This is a genomic window from Ensifer sp. NM-2 (assembly GCF_003024455.1).
GTDB classification, from domain to species: domain Bacteria; phylum Pseudomonadota; class Alphaproteobacteria; order Rhizobiales; family Rhizobiaceae; genus Ensifer; species Ensifer canadensis.
In genome coordinates this window covers 1-21,257 of the sequence record NZ_PVZR01000011.1, presented here as the reverse complement: position 1 = coordinate 21,257, position 21,257 = coordinate 1, and the positions used below count along the sequence as shown (strand labels likewise).

37 protein-coding genes and 3 pseudogenes are annotated in these 21,257 nt (G+C 59.3%); 14 read left to right on the top strand and 26 right to left on the bottom strand.

Annotation, left to right across the window (positions count from 1 at the left end; genetic code table 11):
- Positions 1-9 precede the first annotated feature (9 nt).
- A complete protein-coding gene (locus C6558_RS40905; RefSeq protein ID WP_239637575.1) occupies positions 10-234 on the bottom strand; it encodes a GDCCVxC domain-containing (seleno)protein in 225 nt (74 codons plus the stop codon).
- 190 nt (positions 235-424) lie between these two features.
- On the opposite strand from C6558_RS40905, the gene C6558_RS21140 reads away from it, so the two are divergent.
- From C6558_RS21140 to C6558_RS21125, 4 genes are all read left to right on the top strand, one after another.
- Positions 425-745, top strand: a complete 321-nt coding sequence (locus C6558_RS21140; protein WP_025426894.1) for a helix-turn-helix transcriptional regulator — start codon at positions 425-427, stop codon at positions 743-745.
- A gap of 56 nt (positions 746-801) precedes the next feature.
- Positions 802-2,199, top strand: a complete 1,398-nt coding sequence (locus C6558_RS21135) for an FAD-dependent oxidoreductase (protein WP_025426895.1) — start codon at positions 802-804, stop codon at positions 2,197-2,199.
- Positions 2,200-2,201: 2 nt separating this feature from the next.
- Complete coding sequence (arsK, locus tag C6558_RS21130) at positions 2,202-3,410, top strand: arsenite efflux MFS transporter ArsK (protein WP_057204995.1); 1,209 nt, start codon at positions 2,202-2,204, stop codon at positions 3,408-3,410.
- A gap of 404 nt (positions 3,411-3,814) precedes the next feature.
- Entirely contained in the window at positions 3,815-4,111 is a 297-nt protein-coding gene (locus C6558_RS21125; protein ID WP_025426897.1) for a hypothetical protein, read from the top strand.
- 366 nt (positions 4,112-4,477) lie between these two features.
- On the opposite strand, the gene C6558_RS21115 is transcribed toward C6558_RS21125, so the two are convergent.
- From C6558_RS21115 to C6558_RS40900, 22 genes and pseudogenes are all read right to left on the bottom strand, one after another.
- Positions 4,478-5,602, bottom strand: coding sequence for a site-specific integrase (locus C6558_RS21115; RefSeq protein ID WP_107027684.1), 1,125 nt, complete (start codon positions 5,600-5,602; stop codon positions 4,478-4,480).
- Positions 5,488-5,811 (bottom strand): helix-turn-helix domain-containing protein, encoded by a 324-nt coding sequence (locus tag C6558_RS41670; protein ID WP_107027683.1) that lies wholly within the window; start codon positions 5,809-5,811, stop codon positions 5,488-5,490. The genes C6558_RS21115 and C6558_RS41670 overlap by 115 nt, the downstream gene beginning before the upstream one ends.
- A complete protein-coding gene (locus C6558_RS21105) occupies positions 5,808-6,068 on the bottom strand; it encodes a hypothetical protein (RefSeq protein WP_107027682.1) in 261 nt (86 codons plus the stop codon). Before C6558_RS21105 ends, C6558_RS41670 begins: the two co-directional genes overlap by 4 nt.
- Complete coding sequence (locus C6558_RS21100; protein WP_107027681.1) at positions 6,065-6,604, bottom strand: DUF1643 domain-containing protein; 540 nt, start codon at positions 6,602-6,604, stop codon at positions 6,065-6,067. Before C6558_RS21100 ends, C6558_RS21105 begins: the two co-directional genes overlap by 4 nt.
- Positions 6,601-7,179: a hypothetical protein gene (locus tag C6558_RS21095; RefSeq protein WP_107027680.1), complete on the bottom strand. Its 579-nt coding sequence runs from the start codon at positions 7,177-7,179 to the stop codon at positions 6,601-6,603. The genes C6558_RS21100 and C6558_RS21095 overlap by 4 nt, the downstream gene beginning before the upstream one ends.
- Complete coding sequence (locus tag C6558_RS41665; RefSeq protein WP_371412281.1) at positions 7,176-7,853, bottom strand: HNH endonuclease; 678 nt, start codon at positions 7,851-7,853, stop codon at positions 7,176-7,178. Before C6558_RS41665 ends, C6558_RS21095 begins: the two co-directional genes overlap by 4 nt.
- A gap of 13 nt (positions 7,854-7,866) precedes the next feature.
- Positions 7,867-8,025: a hypothetical protein gene (locus C6558_RS40345; RefSeq protein WP_199197042.1), complete on the bottom strand. Its 159-nt coding sequence runs from the start codon at positions 8,023-8,025 to the stop codon at positions 7,867-7,869.
- Positions 8,022-8,378 (bottom strand): hypothetical protein, encoded by a 357-nt coding sequence (locus C6558_RS21085; protein WP_107027679.1) that lies wholly within the window; start codon positions 8,376-8,378, stop codon positions 8,022-8,024. Before C6558_RS21085 ends, C6558_RS40345 begins: the two co-directional genes overlap by 4 nt.
- Complete coding sequence (locus C6558_RS21080; RefSeq protein ID WP_107027678.1) at positions 8,375-8,581, bottom strand: hypothetical protein; 207 nt, start codon at positions 8,579-8,581, stop codon at positions 8,375-8,377. Before C6558_RS21080 ends, C6558_RS21085 begins: the two co-directional genes overlap by 4 nt.
- Positions 8,578-8,880, bottom strand: a complete 303-nt coding sequence (locus C6558_RS21075; RefSeq protein ID WP_107027677.1) for a hypothetical protein — start codon at positions 8,878-8,880, stop codon at positions 8,578-8,580. Before C6558_RS21075 ends, C6558_RS21080 begins: the two co-directional genes overlap by 4 nt.
- Complete coding sequence (locus C6558_RS21070) at positions 8,877-9,239, bottom strand: hypothetical protein (protein WP_107027676.1); 363 nt, start codon at positions 9,237-9,239, stop codon at positions 8,877-8,879. The genes C6558_RS21075 and C6558_RS21070 overlap by 4 nt, the downstream gene beginning before the upstream one ends.
- Positions 9,236-9,592, bottom strand: coding sequence for a hypothetical protein (locus C6558_RS21065; protein WP_107027675.1), 357 nt, complete (start codon positions 9,590-9,592; stop codon positions 9,236-9,238). The genes C6558_RS21070 and C6558_RS21065 overlap by 4 nt, the downstream gene beginning before the upstream one ends.
- Positions 9,589-10,047 carry a hypothetical protein gene (locus C6558_RS21060; protein WP_107027674.1) on the bottom strand — a complete coding sequence of 153 codons (459 nt, stop codon included), beginning with the start codon at positions 10,045-10,047 and terminating at the stop codon, positions 9,589-9,591. Before C6558_RS21060 ends, C6558_RS21065 begins: the two co-directional genes overlap by 4 nt.
- Before the next feature lie 2 nt (positions 10,048-10,049).
- Positions 10,050-11,012, bottom strand: a complete 963-nt coding sequence (locus tag C6558_RS21055) for a recombinase RecT (RefSeq protein ID WP_107027673.1) — start codon at positions 11,010-11,012, stop codon at positions 10,050-10,052.
- Positions 11,013-11,021: 9 nt separating this feature from the next.
- Positions 11,022-11,351: a hypothetical protein gene (locus C6558_RS21050; protein ID WP_107027672.1), complete on the bottom strand. Its 330-nt coding sequence runs from the start codon at positions 11,349-11,351 to the stop codon at positions 11,022-11,024.
- Positions 11,351-12,328, bottom strand: a complete 978-nt coding sequence (locus C6558_RS21045) for a hypothetical protein (RefSeq protein ID WP_107027671.1) — start codon at positions 12,326-12,328, stop codon at positions 11,351-11,353. Before C6558_RS21045 ends, C6558_RS21050 begins: the two co-directional genes overlap by 1 nt.
- A gap of 1 nt (position 12,329) precedes the next feature.
- A complete protein-coding gene (locus tag C6558_RS21040) occupies positions 12,330-12,566 on the bottom strand; it encodes a hypothetical protein (RefSeq protein ID WP_107027670.1) in 237 nt (78 codons plus the stop codon).
- The gene (locus C6558_RS21035; protein WP_107027669.1) at positions 12,566-12,817 is read right to left on the bottom strand and encodes a hypothetical protein; all 252 of its coding nucleotides are present in this window, start codon (positions 12,815-12,817) and stop codon (positions 12,566-12,568) included. Before C6558_RS21035 ends, C6558_RS21040 begins: the two co-directional genes overlap by 1 nt.
- Before the next feature lie 62 nt (positions 12,818-12,879).
- On the bottom strand, positions 12,880-13,617 hold the full coding sequence (locus C6558_RS21030) for an N-6 DNA methylase (protein WP_107027668.1): 738 nt from the start codon (positions 13,615-13,617) through the stop codon (positions 12,880-12,882).
- A gap of 17 nt (positions 13,618-13,634) precedes the next feature.
- Positions 13,635-13,916 (bottom strand): hypothetical protein, encoded by a 282-nt coding sequence (locus C6558_RS21025; protein ID WP_158268943.1) that lies wholly within the window; start codon positions 13,914-13,916, stop codon positions 13,635-13,637.
- Between the two features lie 572 nt (positions 13,917-14,488).
- On the bottom strand, positions 14,489-14,989 hold the full coding sequence (locus tag C6558_RS21015; protein WP_245449193.1) for a S24 family peptidase: 501 nt from the start codon (positions 14,987-14,989) through the stop codon (positions 14,489-14,491).
- Between the two features lie 39 nt (positions 14,990-15,028).
- Positions 15,029-15,223, bottom strand: a pseudogene (locus C6558_RS40900) (helix-turn-helix domain-containing protein); the annotation flags it as partial.
- A gap of 83 nt (positions 15,224-15,306) precedes the next feature.
- Between C6558_RS40900 and C6558_RS21010 the strand changes: the two are divergent.
- The 4 genes from C6558_RS21010 to C6558_RS20990 all read left to right on the top strand — a co-directional run bounded on the left by C6558_RS21010 (position 15,307) and on the right by C6558_RS20990 (position 17,583).
- Entirely contained in the window at positions 15,307-15,510 is a 204-nt protein-coding gene (locus C6558_RS21010; protein ID WP_057204932.1) for a Cro/CI family transcriptional regulator, read from the top strand.
- On the top strand, positions 15,507-16,376 hold the full coding sequence (locus C6558_RS21005; RefSeq protein ID WP_107027665.1) for a DUF2312 domain-containing protein: 870 nt from the start codon (positions 15,507-15,509) through the stop codon (positions 16,374-16,376). The genes C6558_RS21010 and C6558_RS21005 overlap by 4 nt, the downstream gene beginning before the upstream one ends.
- Positions 16,376-16,726, top strand: a complete 351-nt coding sequence (locus tag C6558_RS21000; protein ID WP_107027664.1) for a hypothetical protein — start codon at positions 16,376-16,378, stop codon at positions 16,724-16,726. The genes C6558_RS21005 and C6558_RS21000 overlap by 1 nt, the downstream gene beginning before the upstream one ends.
- 503 nt (positions 16,727-17,229) lie before the next feature.
- The gene (locus tag C6558_RS20990) at positions 17,230-17,583 is read left to right on the top strand and encodes a hypothetical protein (RefSeq protein ID WP_245449191.1); all 354 of its coding nucleotides are present in this window, start codon (positions 17,230-17,232) and stop codon (positions 17,581-17,583) included.
- Between the two features lie 15 nt (positions 17,584-17,598).
- On the opposite strand, the gene C6558_RS20985 is transcribed toward C6558_RS20990, so the two are convergent.
- Positions 17,599-18,399 carry an HNH endonuclease gene (locus tag C6558_RS20985; RefSeq protein ID WP_107027662.1) on the bottom strand — a complete coding sequence of 267 codons (801 nt, stop codon included), beginning with the start codon at positions 18,397-18,399 and terminating at the stop codon, positions 17,599-17,601.
- Between the two features lie 77 nt (positions 18,400-18,476).
- On the opposite strand from C6558_RS20985, the gene C6558_RS20980 reads away from it, so the two are divergent.
- The 3 genes from C6558_RS20980 to C6558_RS20970 are packed head-to-tail and all read left to right on the top strand — an operon-like array spanning position 18,477 to position 19,782.
- Complete coding sequence (locus C6558_RS20980; protein ID WP_107027661.1) at positions 18,477-18,665, top strand: hypothetical protein; 189 nt, start codon at positions 18,477-18,479, stop codon at positions 18,663-18,665.
- Positions 18,662-19,441: a hypothetical protein gene (locus tag C6558_RS20975; protein ID WP_107027660.1), complete on the top strand. Its 780-nt coding sequence runs from the start codon at positions 18,662-18,664 to the stop codon at positions 19,439-19,441. Before C6558_RS20980 ends, C6558_RS20975 begins: the two co-directional genes overlap by 4 nt.
- On the top strand, positions 19,438-19,782 hold the full coding sequence (locus C6558_RS20970; RefSeq protein ID WP_107027659.1) for a hypothetical protein: 345 nt from the start codon (positions 19,438-19,440) through the stop codon (positions 19,780-19,782). Before C6558_RS20975 ends, C6558_RS20970 begins: the two co-directional genes overlap by 4 nt.
- A gap of 38 nt (positions 19,783-19,820) precedes the next feature.
- Here the strand turns inward: C6558_RS20970 and C6558_RS20965 are convergent, their stop codons facing one another.
- Both C6558_RS20965 and C6558_RS20960 read right to left on the bottom strand, forming a co-directional pair.
- Positions 19,821-20,054, bottom strand: coding sequence for a DUF982 domain-containing protein (locus C6558_RS20965; protein WP_107027658.1), 234 nt, complete (start codon positions 20,052-20,054; stop codon positions 19,821-19,823).
- An 87-nt stretch (positions 20,055-20,141) separates the two neighbouring features.
- Positions 20,142-20,396 (bottom strand): hypothetical protein, encoded by a 255-nt coding sequence (locus C6558_RS20960; protein ID WP_245449190.1) that lies wholly within the window; start codon positions 20,394-20,396, stop codon positions 20,142-20,144.
- A gap of 68 nt (positions 20,397-20,464) precedes the next feature.
- Here C6558_RS20960 and C6558_RS20955 point away from each other — a divergent pair.
- The 3 genes and pseudogenes from C6558_RS20955 to C6558_RS20945 all read left to right on the top strand — a co-directional run.
- A pseudogene (locus tag C6558_RS20955) lies at positions 20,465-20,617 on the top strand (site-specific DNA-methyltransferase); the annotation flags it as partial.
- Between the two features lie 20 nt (positions 20,618-20,637).
- Entirely contained in the window at positions 20,638-21,009 is a 372-nt protein-coding gene (locus C6558_RS20950; protein ID WP_107027657.1) for a DUF1064 domain-containing protein, read from the top strand.
- Positions 21,006-21,257: pseudogene (locus C6558_RS20945) on the top strand (hypothetical protein); the annotation flags it as partial. The gene C6558_RS20950 and the pseudogene C6558_RS20945, both read left to right, overlap by 4 nt.

The following is a 21,257-nucleotide window of genomic DNA, read 5'->3' as shown; positions in this document are numbered from 1 at the left end:
GAAGACCTATCAGGAGGCGGAGCAACACGATCCTGTTCTATTTTGCCTGTCTTCTTGGACCGGCGGGCAAGGTACGTCACCGTAGGAGCAGAACACACAACAGTCACCAGCTTTTGGCCGGAGCATCGTGCCACATCCGATACATTCATAGAAAAACTGGCAAGCGTCGACGGGCATCGTTTCCGTTGCCGTTTGCCCGCAGTGCGGACAGGTAAGGGTCGATTGAAGCTGCACCATCGTTCCTTGCTTTAGTAGACAGGGTGATTCTACTTGGCACGGCACGTGAGCCCAACAACTAAAAACATCATGCCCGGTGCGGGCGGTACGAGCACCCAGATTGACGGTATACTTCTACGCGCACCGTATTTCCACAAATGCCGAAATACTCTTTGACCGGAGGCGGTTTTCGCCATAGCTTATTTCCATGATTATCGAAAAAGCAGCATCGCAGCTCGAAGCGATTGGCAACGTTACCCGCCTTCAGATTTACCGTGCGCTTGTGCGTGCCGGTGAAGATGGCCTGCCGGTCGGGAAGCTGCAGGAGAAGCTGGAAATTCCGGCATCGACCCTTTCACACCACCTCAAGCGGCTCGTCGATACAGGCCTTGTTATCCAGGATCGTCAGGCGACGACACTGATTTGTACCGCGAACTACAAGCACATGAACGCGCTGATTGGCTACCTTGCCGATGAGTGCTGCGCCGACGCAGCTTGCTCAAAGCAGACCGACGAAACCGTAGCCTGAGGGCTTTTTTTCGCACTCTAATTTCGAAACTTCCAGAAATACGAAAGGATATGCAGATGGCTTTAGATAGTAACCTTCCTGTGGCAGTGATTGGTGCTGGTCCTGTTGGCCTCGCAGCTGCCGCGAGACTGGTCGAGGCAGGCATCACACCGCTTATCCTGGAACGGGGGGCTTCCGTCGGCTCAGCACTTGTTGACTGGGGCCATGTCCGCGTGTTCTCACCCTGGAAATACAACATCGACGATGCCGCGCGGCGATTGCTCGATGACCACGGCTGGAGCGCTCCACGAGCAGATGGTGTGCCGACGGGTCGGGAGATCGTTCAAAACTATCTGCTTCCACTATCTGCTATCCCTCAGATCGCTGACAACCTGAAACTCAGTGCTACGGTCAAGGCGATTACGCGTGCGGGGTTTGACAAGGTCTCATCAAATGGTCGTGAGGCTGCGCCCTTCGTGGTCCGCTACAACGATGCAACGGGTGAGCACGACGTCCAGGCACAGGCCGTTATCGACGCATCCGGCACATGGACGCAACCGAACCCGATGGGGATCAACGGGCTGCCTGTTGTTGGTGAAATTGCCTCCGGCAGGCTCTCCTATGGCATTCCAGATGTTGCCGGGACCAGGCGGGCTGACTTCGTTGGCAAGCGAACATTGGTCGTCGGAAGTGGTCACTCCGCAATCAATGTCGCCTTGGCCTTATTGGAACTTCAGGAAAGTGATCCTGCGACTGAAATCTTCTGGGCGCTCCGTCACCATGGTGTAGCTCGCCTTCTTGGCGGCGGTCTCAATGACCAGCTACCCGAGCGCGGTGCCCTCGGGTTGGCTGCGAAGAAGGCCATGGACGAGGGTCGCCTCAAAATGCTGACGTCCTTTGCTGCCAGAAGTGTGAAATCAGAAGGCGAAGGGGTGGTGGTCGAAGCCGTGTCAAATGGAGAGCCTATCACACTGGCGCTCGACCATGTGGTGGTCACGACTGGTTTCCGGCCTGACCTATCGTTTCTTCGAGAACTCCGCATTGATCTCGATCCTGCCGTGGAGGCCCCGCCAGCCCTGGCTCCACTGATCGATCCGAACCTTCATTCCTGCGGTACCGTCCCGCCCCACAGCGTCGATGAATTGGCCCATCCGGAGAAGGATTTCTACATCGTCGGCTCGAAGTCCTATGGCCGCGCTCCAACATTCCTGATGAAGACCGGCTACGAACAGGTTCGTTCCGTGGTCGCCGAGCTTGCAGGGGATCATCTCGCCGCCAGACGGGTCGAACTTGTCCTTCCCGAGACAGGAGTGTGCTCTGTCGACCTCGCAGTGAATGCCACATCATCCGGATGCTGTGGGGGACCTGCGCCCTTAGAAACGGATGCCTGTTGTGTCGCCGACGCGACCGCCAAATCCGAGGGAAAGTCCGGATGTGGTTGCTCGGCGTCGGTCGTTGAAGAAGAGCGAGCGTGATCATGGAAGGACGGAAGCTTCCTACATGGGCGCTGGCGGGCCTCGGCGCATCACAAATTATCGGATACGGCACGCTCTATTATGCCTTCAGCATCCTGGTGCCAGAAATCGCCGAAGACATCGGCAAATCGCAGCAATGGGTCTTCGGAGCCTTTTCGGTGGCTCTGCTCGTTGGCAGCCTTGCCGCACCCCTCTCAGGCTACCTTGCCGACCGGATCGGTGCGGGGCGATTGATGGCGGCAGGATCGCTGTTAGCCTCCGCGACACTCGTCTTGATGGCGGTATCCACCGGGCCAATCACCTTCGCTGTCGCACTGGCGCTGACCGAAATCGTCTCTGTCGCTGTCCTCTATGCCACTGCCTTCACGGCTATCGTTCAGACTGGAGGACACAAAGCCCAGAAGTCGATTGTTCACCTGACACTGATCGCTGGTTTCGCCTCTTCGCTGTTCTGGCCGCTGACATCCTGGCTGCATGGTTTTCTGTCTTGGAGAGAAGTCTACCTGCTCTTTGCCGCGTTGAACCTCCTCGTCTGTCTTCCAGTGCATTTGGCGCTGGCGCGGCTGACGACGACTGCGGTGTTCGCTTCCAGGGGTACCGTCGCGGCCGTTGGCGAACACCGGCCACTTGCGAACGGAACGCTTGTATTCTCCCTCATGCTGCTTGGCTTTGCCATCGAAGGCTATGCGCTGTCGGCGATCCTGGTTCATATGGTTCCGCTCACACAGGCGCTCGGGTTTGGTGCCGCAGGTCTCCTGGTAGCCTCGCTGTTCGGTCCGGCTCAGGTCGCAAGTCGCTTGATCAACCTGCTCTTCGGCCGTGAACTGTCGCAGAAATGGCTGGCTGTTATCGCGACCGGGCTCCTGCCAATCGGTTTGACGATCCTCCTGATGACGACACCGTGGGTGGCCGGAGCGGTAATGTTCGCTATCTGCTTCGGATTAGGCTCCGGTCTGACAAGCATTGTCGGCGGGACATTGCCGCTCGAACTGTTCGGACCAAAGGGATACGGCAGTCGTCTCGGCTGGGCCACGTCGGCCAAACAGATGATGTCGGCGATTGCGCCGCTCGCCATGTCCATGTCGATGGCCGGGATCGGCGTCGTGCCGTCCATCTGGATGACTGTGGCTATTGGCATAGCCGGGGTGGTGGCATTCTTAGCCATCGTTGCAGTCGTGCAGGGTCCTGCCGGACTGCCCCGACCGGCTTAACGCTTCACGTTCGTTCTTTCGTCACGGTTTGCCGCTGATACTGGACGACCTCATGCCCAGTCAGCCTAAGGTCGTCCAGGGAGCAATTGGGTCGTGCGTCGGTCGCCTTTATTCGGCCGCTTCGTCTAGAGCATTTCCAGGAAAAGTGCGAAGCGGGTTTTCCGTCAGGATATGCGTAAAAACAAAGAGATAGAGCGTTTGTGCGGTTCCGCATAAATCGGAAACGCTCTAGGATCGCCGATCCAGGCTTCAAGTCGACCGACTGCGTGTCGAAACCGACTGCCTGGTGGAACGGTTGCAGCGATCAAGCGTTATTCTTACCAGGCAGCGTAAGCCCGCAGGCAGAGGCTGCCTGGTATCTCGTCAGGTGGGACTGAATCCCGACCGGAGATAGGAGCAGCGCCATGAGAATTTCTACGAAAATGTCATGCGTCGCATTTGTCGTCACCTTGGCCGGGAACACCGCACCGGCTTTTGCCGACAACTACTATTACGAGCCTGCACCCGGCGGCGTCTATGTTGATCCCATGCCGACGGGCAATGTGTATGTGGAGCCGATGCCGATGTACGGCGCTTACGGTTACTACCGTCCGCCGGCCCGGACGTTGGGTGACGAACGCGAACGCTATACGAATGAGTTCATGGGGCCCGGTGAAGGTGATTACTACCAGGGGATCGCGCACCCGCCACCAGTTCCCTGAGCGCCCGATCGTTCAGCATGAGGAAACGAGCAGCTGCGGCTCAGCGCCAGCCGAGAGTCGGTGCGACGCGATGTAGGGTCGCCTCGATAACGTGTGCGCTGTAGTCGACGCCCAGCTAATTGGGACGGCCGTGTCGGCCTCATCGATTGTCTCGCCTGGCGGCGCGCCAGCTTAGCCCTATGCCGACAGCATGCGGCGAGGTGAGAACAGTTGGCGCACAGTCTTTGGTCGCACCCAATTTCAGGTAAGACCAAGAGTATCAACTAGATGGAAAAGTGGTGGCGACCCCTGCAGGATTCGAACCTGCGACAACCTGCTTAGAAGGAATGGACGCGCTTTCCGATTTTGCGATTATTTTACAGAGAGTTACGCGACATCTGTTCCGCTGGTCCGGGACTTTTTCCGGGATTTTGCGACCTTCTCTAATGCGTCCGCAACTTCCTCGTCCAGTACGTGTGCGTAACGAGCCGTAGTCTTCATGCTCGCGTGGTTCAGCACCTTCTGCGTTAGCTTAAGGTTGCCAGTCGCTCGCAGGACTTTCGTCGCGACATCGTGGCGAATGTCGTGAAAGCGGAAATCCTCGATCCCAGAACGCTTGCGGGTGCGCTGCCATTCGGACTTCGATCCGGAATACGTGATCGGATAGCGTTGGCCCTTGGTCTTTCCCTTGCTGTTGCGTTTTGCGACGTAGGTGAAAACCCATTCATCGTGGTGGCCCTTTAGGGGCTCTAGGATGGCCCAAACTTCAGGCGTGATCGGTGTCGTAACCTTGCGGCTTCCTTTGCCCATCTTGGTGATGCGCTTTGCAAACCAGTTCACCTCGGGCCATCTGATCAGGGTTTCTCGGCGTCGTAGACCGGTGATGCGGGCAAACTCTAGCCATGGCTCGTAGTCGGCCCTGATTGCCTCGTCCAGCTTATGGCCTTCCTCCAAATGAAGCTCACGCACCCTTTCATCGGCTTCTTTCAGCCAGTGGGTCTTCCAATTCGGTTCGGACGGGAAATGATACTTCCACGTCAGTTTAGCCCGCGTGAATAGCTTCTTGAGGACTGCGGTTGTGTCGCGATTGACGGTGGCGGGCGATACGGTCGGCATCTCTCGCTTGTCTTTGTATTCCTTCTTGCCCCATCGCTGTTGCTGCCGCCGCCAGGTGGTAAGCGCGGTGACATTGCCGTCGGTTATATCGGAAAGCCGCTTGTCTTTCCCGAAGAAGCTTACAAGACGTTCAAGCGCTCGATAGGTGTCGGCGCTGCAGGCGTGGTACTGCCCGACCTCGGTGTAGTACCGGCCGGCGGCAAGGTCGATCGTTAGGGGGACGTTGCCCGTCCGCGCTTCGTCCGCCAGGTCCTTCTTGGCCTGCGCCTTCAGTTGCCGTTCTATCTCTTGGGCTTTTTGCTTATTCCGAGCCTTTGTAGATCCGAGAAAGCGACGACCGTTGATTTGGAAGTCGTATTGGTAGAACGGACTTTTGGCATGCTTGTAGACGGACACGCGCGGTTTCTCCGGCTCTTTATGAAGTCGTTGATATCGTCCATGTGAAATCCGAGGCGGGGCTTAGTAGTGCCTTTTCCCCTCGGAACAAAGGCTATATCGCCAGCCTTCACGAATTCGCGCAAGGTCTTGGTTGAGACGTTCAGGGCCTTGGCTGCCTGCTCGCTGCTGAGGAGGAGTGGGCTGTTGGATAGGTCGAGCGTGCTCATGGATGGGCCTCCAACTTATAGAGGGCGTAGAACGGCATCTCGCTGTCACCGGGGGTGAACTCTGATTCTCCGTTGCCAAACCAGTCGTCGGCGTCTTTACGGCAGGCCTCGTGCCAAGCGAAGTTCTGAAAATGGCCATCGTATGTCGATGTCTCCCGCACATACTGCGAGCCAGACAGGATCGGGAAGCAGCACCAAATGCATACATGCGTCTTACGGGCTTTGGTGGCTGACCGGTTGAGGAGGCTGTAGCTCATGGATTCTCCCCTTGCGCTGCGAGGGCGGACGGCACGCTCCATGGAACAAGAGGAGTGGCGTAGGCCAGCATCAGAGGGTGACGTGGTTGTCCGTCGAGAGCTGTTCCCCAGCACATAGGCTTTGCACCGGCTTGCGAGAGAACATCGACCACAGACCGCCACCGGCCACGCAATTGCTTCGGAAGCTTCGACAGCGGCCCCCAAGCGACGATGTGGATATCGGCGTCATGGATCGCCTGCGCGATGTGGGTGTCGTTCTCTGGCCCTATCGGGTCGATTGCGTCGCGGAGGTCGCGAACGTCCTTGGCGATCAGCGCGAAAGGGTTCCAAACCTTGATCTTGCTGGCGCCAAGGCGAGTGGCAAAGCCGTCAACTTTGGTCATTGTGGGGTCGTTTTTCTCGCCATTTGCAAGCGAAGGGTTGACCATACCGAGCGAGATCACTGGGCCTGCGCCACCGAAGTCATGCTCAAGCAGATAGCGATACAGGCCGCATTCTGAGAATACCGCTCGTCGTGTCATGAGGAGGTCGCTCATTCTGCTGATCCCTCTGCTGTGCCTTGCGCTGCGAGGGCGGCACGTGCGGCGAAGAAATCGCCAGCCGTTAGGCTCACGATGTCATCCTCTGTGGAGAACGACATGGCGACCTGACTGGCGTTCCAATTTCGAACGAACAATTCGCCGGCCGCTTTTGAGAACGGCTCCAGCGCTTTCCGCAGTCGCTCGACCTCCACATCAACTGCGCTCGGGTTGGGCTGGGGAGCGGCGCTCTTCCTCGTGTTTTCATGGCACGATTTCGATAACTTGGCACTTTCATGAAAGTTTGGATGATCAGTCCCGGCTACAGTCTCGGTGCGTCCCTCTTCGTGCAAGAGAGGGAGCCCCTGCTTCGGAACAGGGTGCAAGCTGGCCGTCGTCTCTACATCGGAGGCGGCGGCTTGCGCCATCGCGTTGCCTGCTTCAGCGGAGCGGGAGGAGAGGGCTGCCTCAAGGACATTGGTCGCGACGAGGAGCGCCTCGTCGATGCTCATTGGGAATCCGCTGGTCGATAGGTGCCAATCCTGAATTGCTCGGGTGGCTTCCAGCTTCATTTCGTCGGTGATAGGGGTCATGCGTCCCTCGTTCTCGCGAAGCCGCGGTTTTTGATCTTGGCTTTCGATTTCGGATAGATGCCCAGGTGCTTTTTGCGCGTCCGGTCGCATTTGGACTGGATGTGCTGCTCCTCGGCTGATTTCTCGCGGTGCGGCTGTTTCAGGACCGGCCACAGGTTCGTCTCGCGATGCTGGCCGCCGCGCCAAATGGCCTTGATGTGGTCGAGGTCCCAAGCTTCGCCGGCCATGATCTTCCTTTTCGAAAGCTGGCAGATGCCGCCGTATTGCTCGAACAGGCGAAGACGGACGCGCGGCGGGACCTTCTCGTCATCGGTCTTGCCGATCCATTCAGGCACGCTGCGCATCGATGAAATCCTCCATGTCGATCGCGTGATGCGGGCGTTTGCCGCGTGATGCTTCGCATCCCATTTCAGGTGGCAGCGCTGGCAGAGCGCTCTGCATCGCTCAGGGTCGGCGTGCGTCTCGTCGTGATCCATGTGGGCGATCGTCAGCACGACCTTGCTTCCGGTCTCCGGGTGAGGCTGGCCGTTGGCGGCGCGGCATTCCGGGTGCTGAGGCGTGCCCTCGCAAGCGTTGCGGGCGCGTTCGATTAGGGAGGCGCGGAAGGTCTTCCATTCCTTCGAGTGGGTCCCGCCGCCCGGATAGAGCTTCATGCGATCGGATCTGATCGGCATTACGCGGCCCTCCTCATGGCACGATGACCGTTGCGGTAAGAAATAGGACATAGAGACCGATGCCGAGCCTGACGGCTGATGTGACATCTTTCCCTTCGAGGAATTTTCGGACGGCTGATGTGATGAGGCCGCCTGCTATGCAGAGGGACAGGAGGTTGATCACGGCGTTCATGATGTACCGCCTTCCCCCTGCCGACCGATTTTCAGGGCGCTGGCGTGGCTCCGGTAGGTGTTCGCGGTGTACTCGTAGTGGTCTTGAAGGCCACGAAGGGCTCTAGCGAGCGTCCCATCGGTTGTCGTGTGGAGCCACTTAGCCCGGAGACCGTAGCCGGCGGACTTGGCTTCATAGGAAACCTGGCCATCTCGCTCTCTCCGGATGACGGAAAGAGTAGAAAGCCGATTAGAGCCACTGCTCTGTATGCCGGTAGCCTTGAGGTAGGTCATGCCCTTCGGCGTCTTGTGGACTGTCCATGAGTATCCAGGCATGATTTTCAAAAGTTCGGCGCGGAATTCGTTTGCGTTCATGCCGCACCGCCCTTCGCTGGCCAGATCGTTACGGTCTCGCCATGCTCAAGTGCTTCGCGAACCAGCCAGACTATTTCCGTGTCGGTCTCGAAGGGCGCATGTACGCGCATCAGGTGGCCGTCAGCATCGCGGCTCTCGGCCTGCCATCCAGCCTTGCGCACATCTTCTGACGTCTGAAGGTTGATTGGGTTCGGGTTCTTCATGCTGGCACCGCCTGATCGCGGGCAACAAGTTCGCAGATCTGGTCAGGCCATATCCACCAGACCGGGAAGGCGCCGTCTTCTTCGGCGCGACGGAAATCACCGCCGTTCCTGACGCGACGGCCAAGGCTGTCGAAGCACATGGCGGTGAAGTGGGGCCCCCGCCAGCCCTTCGTCTCGCTGTGCTCGGTGTTGTTGTATTGCGGATGGCTCGTGAGCCATGAACGCGCTTTGTTCACCCATTCTTGGTGACTGGTGAACTGCTGGCCGTCGAAGGGTGGGGCGATGCGCTTCTCGGTCATGCCGCACCTGCCTTTTCATTGACGAACGCCGAGATAGCAGGCCCATAGGCAAGCTTTCTCAGTTTCGCGCGCATTCGTGAGTTGTTGCGGACTACCGGGCCGGTATCACCATCGATGTGTCCCGGCTCAGGCGCGGCCGCCATCGGCTCTACGAGCGAGCGCAGGATCGGGAAGCGGATAAGGATTCCGCTCTCGACGGTAGTGTAATAGCTGCCGCCCTTCATGACTTCGGCTTCCGCGTAGTCTCCGGACCACCCGAGCGGATAGGCATAGTTGGCGTTGTTCGGACGCCAGAAGGTGACGTATGGGCGCCAGTTCCATTCAGGGCGTAGGTCGCAGATGAGGAAGGGGCCGCTCATGCCGCGCTCCGATCGCGCCTGTCGCGCCATTTGCAATACTCGATGAAGGTCATGGAACTGTCGAACGCCAGGTAGTCGAGATAGCGTTGCTTGCTGCGCGAGACCTTCGGCGGGGCGGGACTATTAGCTACGGCAGCAATCTTTCCGGCCTCGGTGACAGTGAAGCAATCGCTCCCGCCGAACATCTCGACGTTCGCGATCCGCGTCATATGCCCAAGCTTGACGAGCTCCATGCATAGCGGGTGGTCGATGCTGCCCTCGCCGGTAACAAACCGATTCCGGCACATCGAGCCGCGCCCGAACTCGTCGAGGCCGAGGGAGTGCTGAAGGATGTGGAGGAGTTTCGGGTTCATGCTGCCCTCCGGCGCTTCAAATCTTCTGGATTGGTTAGGACGAGGCCCTGTTCGGAATAGTGCCGGTGCATCGTGTCGAGGAACGCCGTCTTCTGGCGCGTCGTCATGATCCGGGTAACTCCGAAGTCGAACGGGACCATCATCAGCTTGAGCTTGTGCTCGTAGGGGAGCGGCATGATCACGGCGTCATATTCGGCCTTGAACACGTCGTTCTCGTTGCGAAGGATCGGCACGCCGAAATGCAGCTTGCAGTATCCGCGAACCTCTTCCGGTGTCTGGTCTCCCAGCTGAGCGGCGATCTCCAACACCCACTGGCGCTGCAACCGGTTCTGGTCGCTGGTCCGGTGCTTGCCGTCGGTGACGCTGGCGGTGAAGGGGAGTTTCCTCTCCTTCACGAACCGAAGCAGCATTTCGCGGGCCTGCTCGGTTTCGACGATGCGGTTGTTCGTCGCCATGGTCAGCCACCGTTCAGCGGTGCAAGCTGGGCGAGCCGCCGGTCGCGAATAGCGAAGGCCGTGTCGATCATGTCGGCGTGGCCGTTGGTTTCAAGCACTGCCGGCGCGTCGAAGTCGTTCCAGATCTCCTCGACCTCGGTTTCGTCCTTGGCGCCGGCGAGGCCGGTCTCGATCTGCTCGAGGAAATCACCGAGTTCGAATTCAGGCTCGGTCCTCGAGGCGGCTGGTTCGGCCTCGATTGGTGCGGCTGCTTGCGCTGGCGGGGCAGGAGGTGCCGGTGGCTTTGGCGGATGCGCTGGCTTAGCAGGCGTGATGTCGCGCATCGTCTCGGCTTCGTCGATCTCGCGCACCTCGAACTCGTCGCGGATACCGCCGAGCACATCGCCGAACAGCTCGCGCAGGCAGTAGCCGGCGGCGCGCCATGCAAGCATGCGCTTCGGGAAACGGTACCAGGGCGCGTCGTTCGGCTGTCCGTCTTTCCAGACCGGCTGCCCGTTCTCCCAGACCTTCTTTTTGATCGTGGCGCGATCATCCCAGAGGCGAGCGCGAATAGCGTCGTCCTGCGAAAACTCGACGCGCTTCTCTTCGCCAGTGTCGAGGCGCTTTGCTTCGCAGTAGCCGATGAGCTTGCCGTTGACCTCGTCACAGCCGGTGCGGAGGTATGCAACCTTGCCCGACATGCGGACGACGTTGATCAGCCCGTCGCCGTAGAGGGCCGGCTTCCCGTTGATGACCGTGAAACTCCGAAGGCTGACCATCGGCTTTAAGCCCAGCTCAGCGCCAGACATGATCGCGACGGCGACAGCGCTTGCAGCATCGTCGCCGGTGAGCTTGCCGATCAGCGCCGATGGTGCGAGCCCAGAGGCGACGACGGCCCGCGCAACGCGGAACGTCTCCTCGAAAGTCTGGGGGACGATAGCTATTACCTGGCCGCCACCGGTGAGGGCTGGAACGTAAGCGTTCATGATTTCCTCCTATTGGTCGACGTCGTCAAAAATCGATCGATTGCCCTTGTCATCGAGCATCGTGCGGTCTTCCGAGAACATGCGCTGTCCATTGGGGTGTATGGCCTGCTTCTCTTCATCGGTTCGCAGGTCTTCGACCGGGCGGAGTGCAGCAACCGAGGCCATTTCGGATGCGGTCTTGATCTCGACGACCTCGACCTTCGCCTCGCCTCGCTTTGTCGGCACATAGATGCGCTGGCCGACCGCGACGGGAAAATCTGCGAAATAGTCGTATGTCTTGTCGGCTTTCTCCCAAGCGAACTTGACGGCGACAATCGTGCGGGGTGCTTGGTCGGTCATCAGGCGGCCCTTTGTTCTTCGAAGCGTTGAACGCCATCGAGCTCGACGCCGGCGCGGATCGCGCGGTTGGCGAGCGTCTCGACAAGCGCTTTCATTTCAGGGTGATTGCCCAAGGCCTTCAGAGCCTTGTCGTAGTCGGTGATGAGGGCGGAGACGAAGGTCCGCAGAGATACGCGTGCGCCGGTGCGCCCTGCCTGCGTTTTCGTCGCCTGAGCCGCGTGTTCCTGTTCGTCGGCTTCGCGCTGCAGGCGCTCTGCCTCGACTTGCGCGTCGGTGTCGCTTGCGTCTGCCTTTGCGGCCAACTCTTCGGCTTCGCGGCGCTTCCGTTCGGCTTCCTCGCGTTCGCCCTGCAGGCGCTCTTTTTCAAGGCGCTCCTGCTCCTTCAGGAACGGCGTGACGTGGGCCTTGAGCTTCTTTGCAAGGGTGTCGGGATCGCTCTTAAGGTCGCGCCACTTGTCGTCGACTGCACGGCCACCATCGAGGTGCGGCTGTTTTTCGACCTTGTGCAGGCTCTCGGCTTTGGTTTTGATCGCGGTCAGGCGTTTGGCCCAGATAGCGGCTTTGTCGGCCTGATCCTGCGTCGTGATCGGGGTTTTCATGAAGGCGGTCGCCTGCTCGGCCTCCGCCTGATATTCGAGCTTCAATGCTTCGAACGGATCGGAGGGCAAGTTGTGGCCCATGGCAGGTGCCGGCGGCTCGTCATCCCAACCCGCGCCCTCTATTGCCTTCTGGTAGGCCTCATAGCTGACCGAGTGCGTGCGGCAGAAATTCCAGGCGTCCGCAGCATCGACCATGCGCTCGCCGCGCATCGCAAGCCAGCCGCCGGCGTCGTCAAGCCAGATCGCAACCGGCTCCCACTGTCCGCCCTTGAAGCGCGTCCGGTAATAGCCCTGTTCCGGCTGGCCCTCATGCATCGGGCCAAGGTTCCCCGCCAGGGCGTTCTGCCACCAGCTCCAAAGATTGGTTTCTGCGGTCATTTCAGACGCTCCTGTCAGCGATGATGGATTTGTGGACTTCCTCTGTCCGCACCAGCCCAATCGCCATGAAGGCGAGGAGGGCGCACAGGAGGAGAAGGAAATAGGCGGTGGCGTAGGACGCGCGGTTGAACTCGGCGATCGCGTCCAGATCGATGTTGCGTGCCGGCGGAAGCTTGCAGGATCCGCACTCGCAGTAGCGCTTGGCAGGCTCGCAGGCGTAGGAGACCGCGCGTTCCATTAGAGGCGCGCCCCTTCGACACTGGCGAAATCGCGGCGAGCAGCGGAGTTGTGACCCATCGCAATCCGGCGGTTCACGATATCGGTGACAACGGCCTGCTGCTCGTCGTTCAGCTTCATGAACGTGCGATGCGGGTCAGTCTGGAAGTCCCGCCAGCGCTTGTCGGACATCTCGCCGGCAACTTCGATTTCTTCACGCTCGACGCAGCCGATGGCGGCGATGATCGTGCGCATGTTGGAGGAGGTGAGCATTGTTCGTTTCCTCGGTGGAAGATCACTTTCGAACTCGGCCCGAAGGCCGACGCCGAAGGGGATCAGGCGTTGATGGTGACGATGCAGGTGTTGACCGAGGTGCCGGAGGCCTTGAATGCCCCCTCAGGCAAACGCTCGATTGAGCCGCTGCTTTGCTCGACGAGGTCGCGGAATTCCGAACTCAGCTTGTTTTCGCGGAACATCACGCCGGCAGACATGATCGCGACCAGCCGGCCACCGGGCTTAAGGAACCGCAGTGCGTGGAGCACGTGCCGAATGTCGTCCTGCTTGGCGAAGGGAGGGTTCATAACGACGCGGTCAAAGGCGCTGACAGGCTCGGCAGCGAGGAAGTCGCCGACATTCAGCGAGTGGGCGACGTCAGCCAGCTTCTCGGCGCGCTTCTCGTCGATCTCCCAGCACGTGACGAATGAACCAACCTGTCGCGCCGCCGCGGCGATCCGGCCAACCCCGGCGCTGGGTTCAAGCACAGACATGCCAGCTTGAACGTCAGCCAGATCGACGACGTTTTCAGCGAGCACATGGGGCGTATCGAACTGACCAAAGTCCTGCTTTGTGCGGCTGTATTCGCCGGTCAGGATGATCGGTTCCAAGGCGTCTGCAGCGTCGCCGTCAAACACATGCGCCTTCGCGCTGCGGTTCCATTTGCCGCCAGCCGCTTCGAGCACCTTGTTTGTCTCGGTGTAGAGCTTTCGGTCCAGTGCGCCGGTCAAGAAGACCTTGGCGCCTTCAAGCGTAGCTGCGTCCAACACTTTCAATACGTCTTCGCTGATTTGCGGCATGGTAAATCCTTCGGTGATTAGGCCGACAGCGTGTTGATCTCTGCTTCCAAAGCCGCGCGCTCTGCGGCGATCGGCATGCGGAACGGCCGGTAATTCAGGTTCTCGATTTCCTGACGAAGGCGGGTCACGCGCTCCACGTTCGCAGCCGGAACAACCGGGCCTGAACGCTTCGCCGCGCGCTTCATTGCCTGCCACGTCAGACGCAGGCATTCGCCAAAGGTGCAATTCTCGTAGGGGGTGAAGCGCTTTGCGTTCTCGGCGAGCGCAAGCCGGTACTGAACCCAGGCTTCCTTCATCACTGCCGATTTGCTGATCATCGCTTCGTCCTCTCGTCAGCGTCTTGCTGATGTAAGGAATGTAAGCGCAACTTACCTTACTCGTCAATATCGAATGTAGGTAAGCCCTACTTTTTCTCGTAAGGTAAGGAGTAAGCAGCGGAAATTCTGATGCGCAGCTCGATTCTGACGGGGCGGGGAGGGGCGAGCAGATATCTAGCGGCGGGGCCGCGCTCGGCCGCTAGCTCTTGTGGCAAGCAAATTATTTCAGAAAAGCGACTCGACTCTGGGCTGCATTCCTGCTGTTTTTGTGAGAACAAAATAGGAACACAGGAGAGAAGAATGTCGCGTAGTGCTCCCGTAGATCATCCCGACGCCCTTCGTTTGGTCGTCGAGCTCGAAAGCGTTTATGTGGCTTGTGATGATTGTGGGCACTCGCGTGTGCTTCACCTGACGAACCTTCAGAAGGCCGCCGATCTGGGCGTGCATAATTACATGCAGCTCTGCAGGAAGATCCGCTGCAGCGAGTGCCCAAAGATGCCGACAGCGTTCCGCAACTTGACCATCAGGCCTTCATGGCGGGGCGCCGAGCTGCTTCAAAGCATGGCGTGAAATACGACCTTGTGAACGCTGAATACCTTGTCGGCTGGGAACTCCAGCTCGTGGCTTTCGCCTTTGCCAGGATTGTACTGGTAGAGGCGAAGGACATCCCCCGAGCGCGAGACAAAGCGCTTGAGATAGCTTGAAACCTCGTCATCGTCGTCATCGCCAAGGATCTGCACGATTACATCGTCGCCCTGGCGCACCTTCGTGTGCGGGTTCACCCACGCGGTTTCGCCGTGGTAGAAGCGCGGCTCACCCGATGTTCCTTCGATCTGCACCGCATAAGCGCCTTCGACGCCTTCCAGCCCGGGAGGGCAGAAGACATGGGCGATGTCCTGCCCATTCAGAATGAACCGGCCGTTGGCGCCGGCCGCTATATGGCCGCGAAGCGGAATTCTGACGTCCGCAGGAAAGGCTTGCCATCGAGGCGGAAAGCTCGCGTTCGGCTTTGGCTTCGGCGTTGCCGGACGAACCCTCTCCCGAACCATTCTCATTCGGTAAGCCTGTGGTGGCTCTTCAGGCGGAGTTCCCTGCCCAGTCAAAAGCCATTCCGGATCGGCCTCGAGGATTTCCGCAAGTCGAGAGATCTTATCGCGTTCTGGCGAGGTGGAGTTGTTCTCCCATAGCGTGACGGACACTCGGCTTATGCCGAATGCCTCAGCCAGGCCTTGCTGGGTGATGCTCAACGCTTTGCGCCTAGCGCGGATTCTCTCGCCGATCGTGTCCATTCGCTGTTTGTAATTATCCCCTACGTAAAAAGCACCTACATAGCGCTTGACAGAAAGAGTAAGTGTAGCTTACCTTCACTTACATGATTGAGATCGTCGAAAGAGCAGCAGAGAAGGCGGGGGGCGTAGTTTCGCTCGCACGTGAACTCGGCATCAAGCACACGGCCTTGTACTCCTGGAACCGTGTCCCTGCGGAACGTGTGCTCGACATCGAGCGCATCACTGGCATCTCCCGGCATGAGCAGCGGCCGGACGTTTTCGGCGGGCAGCCGGAGGCGGTTCGATGAGCGCGGACGGCCAGCTTAAGAGCTTCATCGATCGTGTTCTCCGCCTCAAGGAAGAGCAGGACGAACTGAGCAAGGACATTCGCGACGTCTACGGCGAAGCGAAAAGCATGGGCTACGACAAGACCGTCATGGGCAAGCTCGTGGCGTACCTCCGCAAGATCGAAAAGTCCGGTCCTGAAGCGGCAGACGAAGCGGAAGCTGTGTTCGACACATATCTCAGTGCCTATCAGCGAGCATCTGGCATGCGAGTTGCTACGCACACGCATGAGGAGGATTTCGATCCTTCGACCGGCGAAATCCTCGGCTCTGTTGATGCCAAGCTCGTGCAGACGATCGCCGCCGGCGTCCAGACCGAGAACGGACGCAAGGCGCTGATCGCTGCCGTCGACATCATGATTGAGCGGGAAGAAGCCGAGGAACGCCGTTCCGACGGTGGCCTCGACATCATCACCAAGCACACCGAGATCGCTACGGCCACTCAGGGCGAAATCGAATCCCACAGCGCTGAGGCGGAAGCTGCCGGCGCCAACGCAGGAGGAGACGATGTAGAAAGCAGCGCAGAGCGCGCAGGTCCGGTGGGCCCCATCAATCTCGAACCCACTGGCCCGGTGGCAGAACGGGCAACCAATTCGCCGGAAACGGCAGAAGGTCCGAAGGTGCTCGACGGACGCTCCCCAGTCGCAGGGGAAAGCAGGCACCAAAGCGACGTGTCGGAAGACGATGCCGGTCAGAACCTCACCGGCAGCCCATTCACAGCCAAGCCACCATCGCCGCTCCGGCCCCGTTGCCGGAACCCGCAGGCGTGCGGCGGCTACGGCCCCAATCACTGCCATTCATGCACCAAAGCTTTGGAGGCTGCAGAGTGATGAAGATTTCCTTTGGCAACGACAGTTTGGCCCAACGCGCGATTGAACGCGGCGTCGGCCTCGACCGTACCACTCAAAGCCGGGTCGAAGTCTCGATCATGGTTTCCGATTTCATTGCCAAGAACGGCGTTCGCCGGTTCGAGCAGGGTGTTTCGGCTGAATACGCGGCGATCAAGCAGTTCCTGTTTGATCACGGCTGGAACCTTTGCCAGCAGCGCAACCACTTCACCCTGGTGCGCGTCGGCGCCAAGGGCAGGGCGCCTCGGACCACCTGGGGCAAGGTCATGTTGAAGGTCGATGAAATCCGTTCGGCCAAGGGCCTTACTCCAATCGTGAAGAGGGCGGCCTGATGTTCATCGCCGCCGCGCTCGCCGGCACCATCGTCTTTGCAATGCTGCTTCTCGGCGGGGTCGCTCTTTTTTCCGAACTCGAATTTCGCAGGAACGGCTTCACGCCAAAGGATTGATCGCGGTTTCCCTCCTCCCTCGCGATCAACGAGAGCCCCAGTCTTCCTCCTCCCGGCTGGGGCTCTCAACTCTCAACCGGATCCGCTTGTTCGCCAGCTTCAAAACAACGGCCTGAACAGCGGAACCCAAGGGAATGGCCGGTGACGACGAGGGATCGTCACCGGCAGCAAGACCAACAGTTGCGGCGGCGGTCTTGCGGAAAGGAATGACGGTTGGCCCGTCGGGCGGGCCTGAGACGGAGGGCAATAGCCCTGGAAGGCTTTCTCCTCCGTCTCGAACATCAGTTTCTGAAGTGCGGCCCATGTGGCGCTCCTGTCTTCCAACAGGGACAGAGAACCACAAGAGGCTTCGGAAAAATGCGGAAAAACAGTCGGAAAAATCCGAAAATGAGCACAGTTGAATTCTGCCAGTCAGCTCTGAAAGAGCGCATCGCCCCGCCAAGTCTCGGGAGCGTGAAGCGTCGGATCACCTTGGCCGCTCGCGAGATGGGCTGGTCGATCTCTCGAACAAAAGACGTCTGGTACGCCGACCCGCGCGTGTCGATCGACGGCGATGAACTGCGGGCAATCGAGGACAAGGCAGGAATTGAATATGGCCGGGAAGAAGCACGCGAAATCTCCGAACTCATCGACCGTGCCGATGCTCTCCTGGCGAGATCGGAAACGGATCAAAATCGGACGCTGGTTGCTGCGTTTCGCGCGTTGATTGGCGTTTTGGATCGCGCCGGAACTGAGGGATGAGGGGCTATGACCGTCTCAGCTCACTTCAATCGCATTCATGGTGGACAGGAGCTTGGCGTTGTACCCCGCGCCATCGGCGCCCGAGTGAACACGTCGGTGGCAGTTCGGGCAAAGTGCAATCACGAACCGCGGGTCATCTGGTCCACCGTCCGAGAGCCGTCGAATATGGTGAGGTTCCAGATATGGAACGCCGTTGCCGCGAAGGAACGGCGCCGGCTGCTGGCAGCCTTCGCAATCTCCTTTTGCCCGTGCAACAACATAGTCGCGCACGTCACGGCTACGTTCGAAAACGGAGGCTGTGGACGAATACTTGCCTGGAGTGGCAATGGCTGCTGCGAACGCGCGCTTGCGCAACTCTTCCAAGTTGTCAGTCGTTGTGGGAATGCTGTCGACGACGGTTGTCACATTGTCGATCGGCCGGAGCTCGAAAACGAAAGCATCACGCATGTTCCCAGCTCGATCTGGTGCTCGGCGCGTCTGATAGCCCTCACAGATCATTTCACCTTCAAACTCCACGCCTTTCGGCAGGATTTTAAAGAGCAGAATGCTCTTGCCCTGGACGGCATGCTCCGCAATCGCGCGGTTGCCCTTCTGCATGATCATGTCACCGATTTGGCCTTCGCCGAAATACTCGAAGACGCCGTCATCGCGCCATCGGTCGCTATACCCGTGGATCTCGCCCTCTTCACCGGTGAAGATGATGACGACTGGATGCGCTGCGGGCGTGACGATTCCGCCGCGCTGCTGTCCGTTGAACCTGCCGTGTATATCGGCTCGACGATTGTAGATCCGGCCCCGCTCAAAACCCCAAGACATAGCTTCCCCCACAGATCGGCTGATCGCGTTGTCGCATCTTCGGGTTGCGCTCACGTTAATGCGAAGAGGGGAGCTGCATGAAAATCACCTATGCGGAACTCGTCGAATGGGCCGAGGCGCAGAAGCGCCAGAAGTTCACCTGGCTGGATGACCACGGCCCGAACTCCAAGCGCGCCCGTCCTGAAACTGAGAGCGAAAACAAGATGCGGGACATCGTCATGCTCGACGCTGTCATCAGCATCTGCAAAGCGAGGACGGCGGCATGAGCGCGGTGAAGTTCTACGTCGGTCTTCACCAGCCCGGTGATGCGCAACACTTCGATCTGGCCTGCATCAGTATCAAGCGGCTGTGGAACCGGAAGAAACCCGTCCCGTGCGGCGATGTCCTCGTCGACAGTGGCGCTTTCACCGAACTCTTCCTTCACGGCGCCTATCGCCATGGCGTTGCAGCATATGCAGCTGAGTTACACCGACTTTACACCACTGGTGTCGTCGATATCGCAGCTGCGGTTGCGCAAGACTACATGTGCGAGCCTTTCATCCTGGCGAAGACAGGTCTGACGATCGAGGCGCATCAACGCCTCACGATCGAACGCTATGACGCCTTGGTTGCCGAGCTAAGCCGTTTGTTCGGCGGCGATTGCCCCTTTCACATCGTGCCTGTCATCCAAGGTTTCGCGCCTGAGGACTACGCCAGGCACGTCCGGATGTATGGCAATCGCCTGACGCCTGGGATGTGGGTTGGGGTAGGGAGTGTTTGCAAACGGCAGGGAGACCCGCGGTCGATCATCGCCGTTCTTCAAGCCATTCATTCGATCCGCCCGGATCTGCTGCTGCACGGCTTTGGTGTCAAGCAGACGTCTCTGCTGCACCCGGGCGTACGTGATTTGCTCGCGACTGCAGACAGCATGGCCTGGAGCTTCGCAGCTCGGAAGCAGGGGCGCGACGCCAACGACTGGCGTGAAGCGGCCCGTTTTGTGGAGCGGATCAATGCCGCCGCCAATCAGAATAGCGAGCCTTGGCAGATGGAGCTTTTCGCATGATCAGGACATGCCAGCCCGATAAGAAGACGTTCGTCAGCCACAGCGTTCCGATCCCGCAGTGCTGCCCAGTTTCTGGCAACCCGTTGCCGGGCTCGAAGCTGACCGTTTGCTACATCCCGAATGCAATTGTCTTCCCGGTTGAGGACCTCGCAGCGTTCGTCTCGGAATACGTCGGTGGTCGCAGAGAAATTCGCGGCATGGAGGAGATGGTCCAGGAGCTTGCCGTGCGCGTTCGCGATGTCGTCAGCGTGCCCGTGCGAGCCTTCGCAGATTTGGTCATTCAACCGCCGTACGGCGGCGAACACCAGACGATGCGTGTAGCAGCGAGGGCGGCGGCATGATGATTCAGTTTCTCACCTCTGGCAGGGCGGCATCAATTTTATCGCAGGATGCCGGCTTCCTTCGCCGCAGCTTCGAACGCGGCCCTGGCTTCCGCGCTAGGAACCATGCCCTCGGCTGCTGCCAGGCAGGCCTTCCGAGCTGTTGCGTAACTGGTGCTCTTCGTCTCGGGCCAGGATTTCATCAGGAATGCGACCGCCTCCCGGGCGCTCCTAATGACGTGAAAACGACCGTCAATCTTCAACTCAACGTTTACATCCCAGATGGTGATCATCGCGTCCTCCGTTGGGCAGGTTTCCCACAAACGTATATTAGGGAAATCTGTTCCAAGGAGGCGATCCTGGGTGGCAGCATGGCAAGCTCAATCGCCCATCTTCGCCGGAATTTCCTCGCCCGGCACTGGCGTAATGTCGGGGGCCTCTTCCGGGACATCATCAGGTCCCGGCTCCTCAATCGGGCGATCGGGATCGGGCAGGGAATCGGGGGGGACATCTGGTGGAACTTCCTCGGGCCTTTTCGGGTCTCTGGGGCCTGGGACCATAACCACCTCGGGCTCAGGCGGCGTCAGGCCTGCCGGGCCGGGCATCGGGATCGGTTCAGTAGGTTTCTTGCTCATGATGGACTCCTCTTCAGGAGGCCAACCGATACCGCGCCGTTTTTGTTCCGCGAGCAGGGAGGCGAGGCATGAGCATCGAAACCCGCTCCATCCTCGACGGACGTTGCACGATCCACGTCGGCGACTGCCTCGACGTCATGCGCTCCATGCCTTCCGGTTCGGTCGATTGCGTCGTTACGAGCCCGCCTTACTGGGGCCTGCGCGACTATGGCGTCGAAGGCGCAGAGCGAAAGGACGCGGCATGACCGAGCACATGTCCGCGAAGCAGTATCAGGCGGCCATCGCCAAGCCGAAGGGCGGGAACAAATACAATGCTCAACGCACACTGCTCGACGGCGTTTGCTTCGATAGCAAGGCTGAGGCCGCATACTATGCCTGTCTGAAGCTTCGTCAAAAGGCGGGCGAGGTCGAAGACGTGGAAATGCAGCGCTCATATGCGCTGACGATCAATGGCGTGCTGGTGTGCACCTACAGGGCAGATTTCGTCTTTTGGGACGTCGCCATGAAGCGCCACCGCGTCATCGATGTGAAGGGCGTTGTCACGCCGGTATTCCGTATCAAACAGAAGCTCATGAAGGCCTGCCACGGCTTGGAAGTCGAGGTGGTGAAATGAGCGTCATTGCGACCGCCTTGAAGCACATGCTTGCCGCAGGAATGGACCACGACGCCATTGTAGCTGCTGTTGCGGAGATGGAGCGCGAAGCTGTGCCTGCCGTAGACCGCGTGGCTGACAAGCGACGCGAGTGGGATCGCCAGCGGAAGCGCAATCAACGGAATTCCGCTTTGTCCGGTGGAAGTCAGGTGGAAACAGGTGGAAGTCCGGTGGAAACCGTCAACTCCCCCACCCCTGATAAAGAAAGG

What these genes read in the sequence shown, in the direction of transcription:
- C6558_RS40345 (WP_199197042.1), bottom strand. Translation starts at nt 8,025, where the DNA reads ATGAACGCCGTGATCAACCTCCTGTCCCTCTGCATAGCAGGCGGCCTC.
- C6558_RS41670 (WP_107027683.1), bottom strand. Translation starts at nt 5,811, where the DNA reads ATGAGCACGCTCGACCTATCCAACAGCCCACTCCTCCTCAGCAGCGAG.
- C6558_RS21000 (WP_107027664.1), top strand. Translation starts at nt 16,376, where the DNA reads ATGAAGATTTCCTTTGGCAACGACAGTTTGGCCCAACGCGCGATTGAA.
- C6558_RS20960 (WP_245449190.1), bottom strand. Translation starts at nt 20,396, where the DNA reads ATGAGCAAGAAACCTACTGAACCGATCCCGATGCCCGGCCCGGCAGGC.
- C6558_RS21010 (WP_057204932.1), top strand. Translation starts at nt 15,307, where the DNA reads ATGATTGAGATCGTCGAAAGAGCAGCAGAGAAGGCGGGGGGCGTAGTT.
- C6558_RS21100 (WP_107027681.1), bottom strand. Translation starts at nt 6,604, where the DNA reads ATGAGCGACCTCCTCATGACACGACGAGCGGTATTCTCAGAATGCGGC.
- C6558_RS21105 (WP_107027682.1), bottom strand. Translation starts at nt 6,068, where the DNA reads ATGAGCTACAGCCTCCTCAACCGGTCAGCCACCAAAGCCCGTAAGACG.
- C6558_RS20965 (WP_107027658.1), bottom strand. Translation starts at nt 20,054, where the DNA reads ATGATCACCATCTGGGATGTAAACGTTGAGTTGAAGATTGACGGTCGT.
- C6558_RS21135 (WP_025426895.1), top strand. Translation starts at nt 802, where the DNA reads ATGGCTTTAGATAGTAACCTTCCTGTGGCAGTGATTGGTGCTGGTCCT.
- C6558_RS21065 (WP_107027675.1), bottom strand. Translation starts at nt 9,592, where the DNA reads ATGAACCCGAAACTCCTCCACATCCTTCAGCACTCCCTCGGCCTCGAC.
- C6558_RS20970 (WP_107027659.1), top strand. Translation starts at nt 19,438, where the DNA reads ATGATCAGGACATGCCAGCCCGATAAGAAGACGTTCGTCAGCCACAGC.
- C6558_RS20980 (WP_107027661.1), top strand. Translation starts at nt 18,477, where the DNA reads ATGAAAATCACCTATGCGGAACTCGTCGAATGGGCCGAGGCGCAGAAG.
- C6558_RS20950 (WP_107027657.1), top strand. Translation starts at nt 20,638, where the DNA reads ATGACCGAGCACATGTCCGCGAAGCAGTATCAGGCGGCCATCGCCAAG.
- C6558_RS21050 (WP_107027672.1), bottom strand. Translation starts at nt 11,351, where the DNA reads ATGACCGACCAAGCACCCCGCACGATTGTCGCCGTCAAGTTCGCTTGG.
- C6558_RS21045 (WP_107027671.1), bottom strand. Translation starts at nt 12,328, where the DNA reads ATGACCGCAGAAACCAATCTTTGGAGCTGGTGGCAGAACGCCCTGGCG.
- C6558_RS21055 (WP_107027673.1), bottom strand. Translation starts at nt 11,012, where the DNA reads ATGAACGCTTACGTTCCAGCCCTCACCGGTGGCGGCCAGGTAATAGCT.
- C6558_RS21080 (WP_107027678.1), bottom strand. Translation starts at nt 8,581, where the DNA reads ATGAAGAACCCGAACCCAATCAACCTTCAGACGTCAGAAGATGTGCGC.
- arsK (WP_057204995.1), top strand. Translation starts at nt 2,202, where the DNA reads ATGGAAGGACGGAAGCTTCCTACATGGGCGCTGGCGGGCCTCGGCGCA.
- C6558_RS21085 (WP_107027679.1), bottom strand. Translation starts at nt 8,378, where the DNA reads ATGAACGCAAACGAATTCCGCGCCGAACTTTTGAAAATCATGCCTGGA.
- C6558_RS21030 (WP_107027668.1), bottom strand. Translation starts at nt 13,617, where the DNA reads ATGCCGCAAATCAGCGAAGACGTATTGAAAGTGTTGGACGCAGCTACG.
- C6558_RS20990 (WP_245449191.1), top strand. Translation starts at nt 17,230, where the DNA reads ATGAGCACAGTTGAATTCTGCCAGTCAGCTCTGAAAGAGCGCATCGCC.
- C6558_RS21125 (WP_025426897.1), top strand. Translation starts at nt 3,815, where the DNA reads ATGAGAATTTCTACGAAAATGTCATGCGTCGCATTTGTCGTCACCTTG.
- C6558_RS21075 (WP_107027677.1), bottom strand. Translation starts at nt 8,880, where the DNA reads ATGACCGAGAAGCGCATCGCCCCACCCTTCGACGGCCAGCAGTTCACC.
- C6558_RS21060 (WP_107027674.1), bottom strand. Translation starts at nt 10,047, where the DNA reads ATGGCGACGAACAACCGCATCGTCGAAACCGAGCAGGCCCGCGAAATG.
- C6558_RS21140 (WP_025426894.1), top strand. Translation starts at nt 425, where the DNA reads ATGATTATCGAAAAAGCAGCATCGCAGCTCGAAGCGATTGGCAACGTT.
- C6558_RS20975 (WP_107027660.1), top strand. Translation starts at nt 18,662, where the DNA reads ATGAGCGCGGTGAAGTTCTACGTCGGTCTTCACCAGCCCGGTGATGCG.
- C6558_RS20985 (WP_107027662.1), bottom strand. Translation starts at nt 18,399, where the DNA reads ATGTCTTGGGGTTTTGAGCGGGGCCGGATCTACAATCGTCGAGCCGAT.
- C6558_RS21070 (WP_107027676.1), bottom strand. Translation starts at nt 9,239, where the DNA reads ATGAGCGGCCCCTTCCTCATCTGCGACCTACGCCCTGAATGGAACTGG.
- C6558_RS21040 (WP_107027670.1), bottom strand. Translation starts at nt 12,566, where the DNA reads ATGGAACGCGCGGTCTCCTACGCCTGCGAGCCTGCCAAGCGCTACTGC.
- C6558_RS21015 (WP_245449193.1), bottom strand. Translation starts at nt 14,989, where the DNA reads ATGAGAATGGTTCGGGAGAGGGTTCGTCCGGCAACGCCGAAGCCAAAG.
- C6558_RS21005 (WP_107027665.1), top strand. Translation starts at nt 15,507, where the DNA reads ATGAGCGCGGACGGCCAGCTTAAGAGCTTCATCGATCGTGTTCTCCGC.
- C6558_RS21035 (WP_107027669.1), bottom strand. Translation starts at nt 12,817, where the DNA reads ATGCTCACCTCCTCCAACATGCGCACGATCATCGCCGCCATCGGCTGC.
- C6558_RS21095 (WP_107027680.1), bottom strand. Translation starts at nt 7,179, where the DNA reads ATGACCCCTATCACCGACGAAATGAAGCTGGAAGCCACCCGAGCAATT.
- C6558_RS41665 (WP_371412281.1), bottom strand. Translation starts at nt 7,853, where the DNA reads ATGCCGATCAGATCCGATCGCATGAAGCTCTATCCGGGCGGCGGGACC.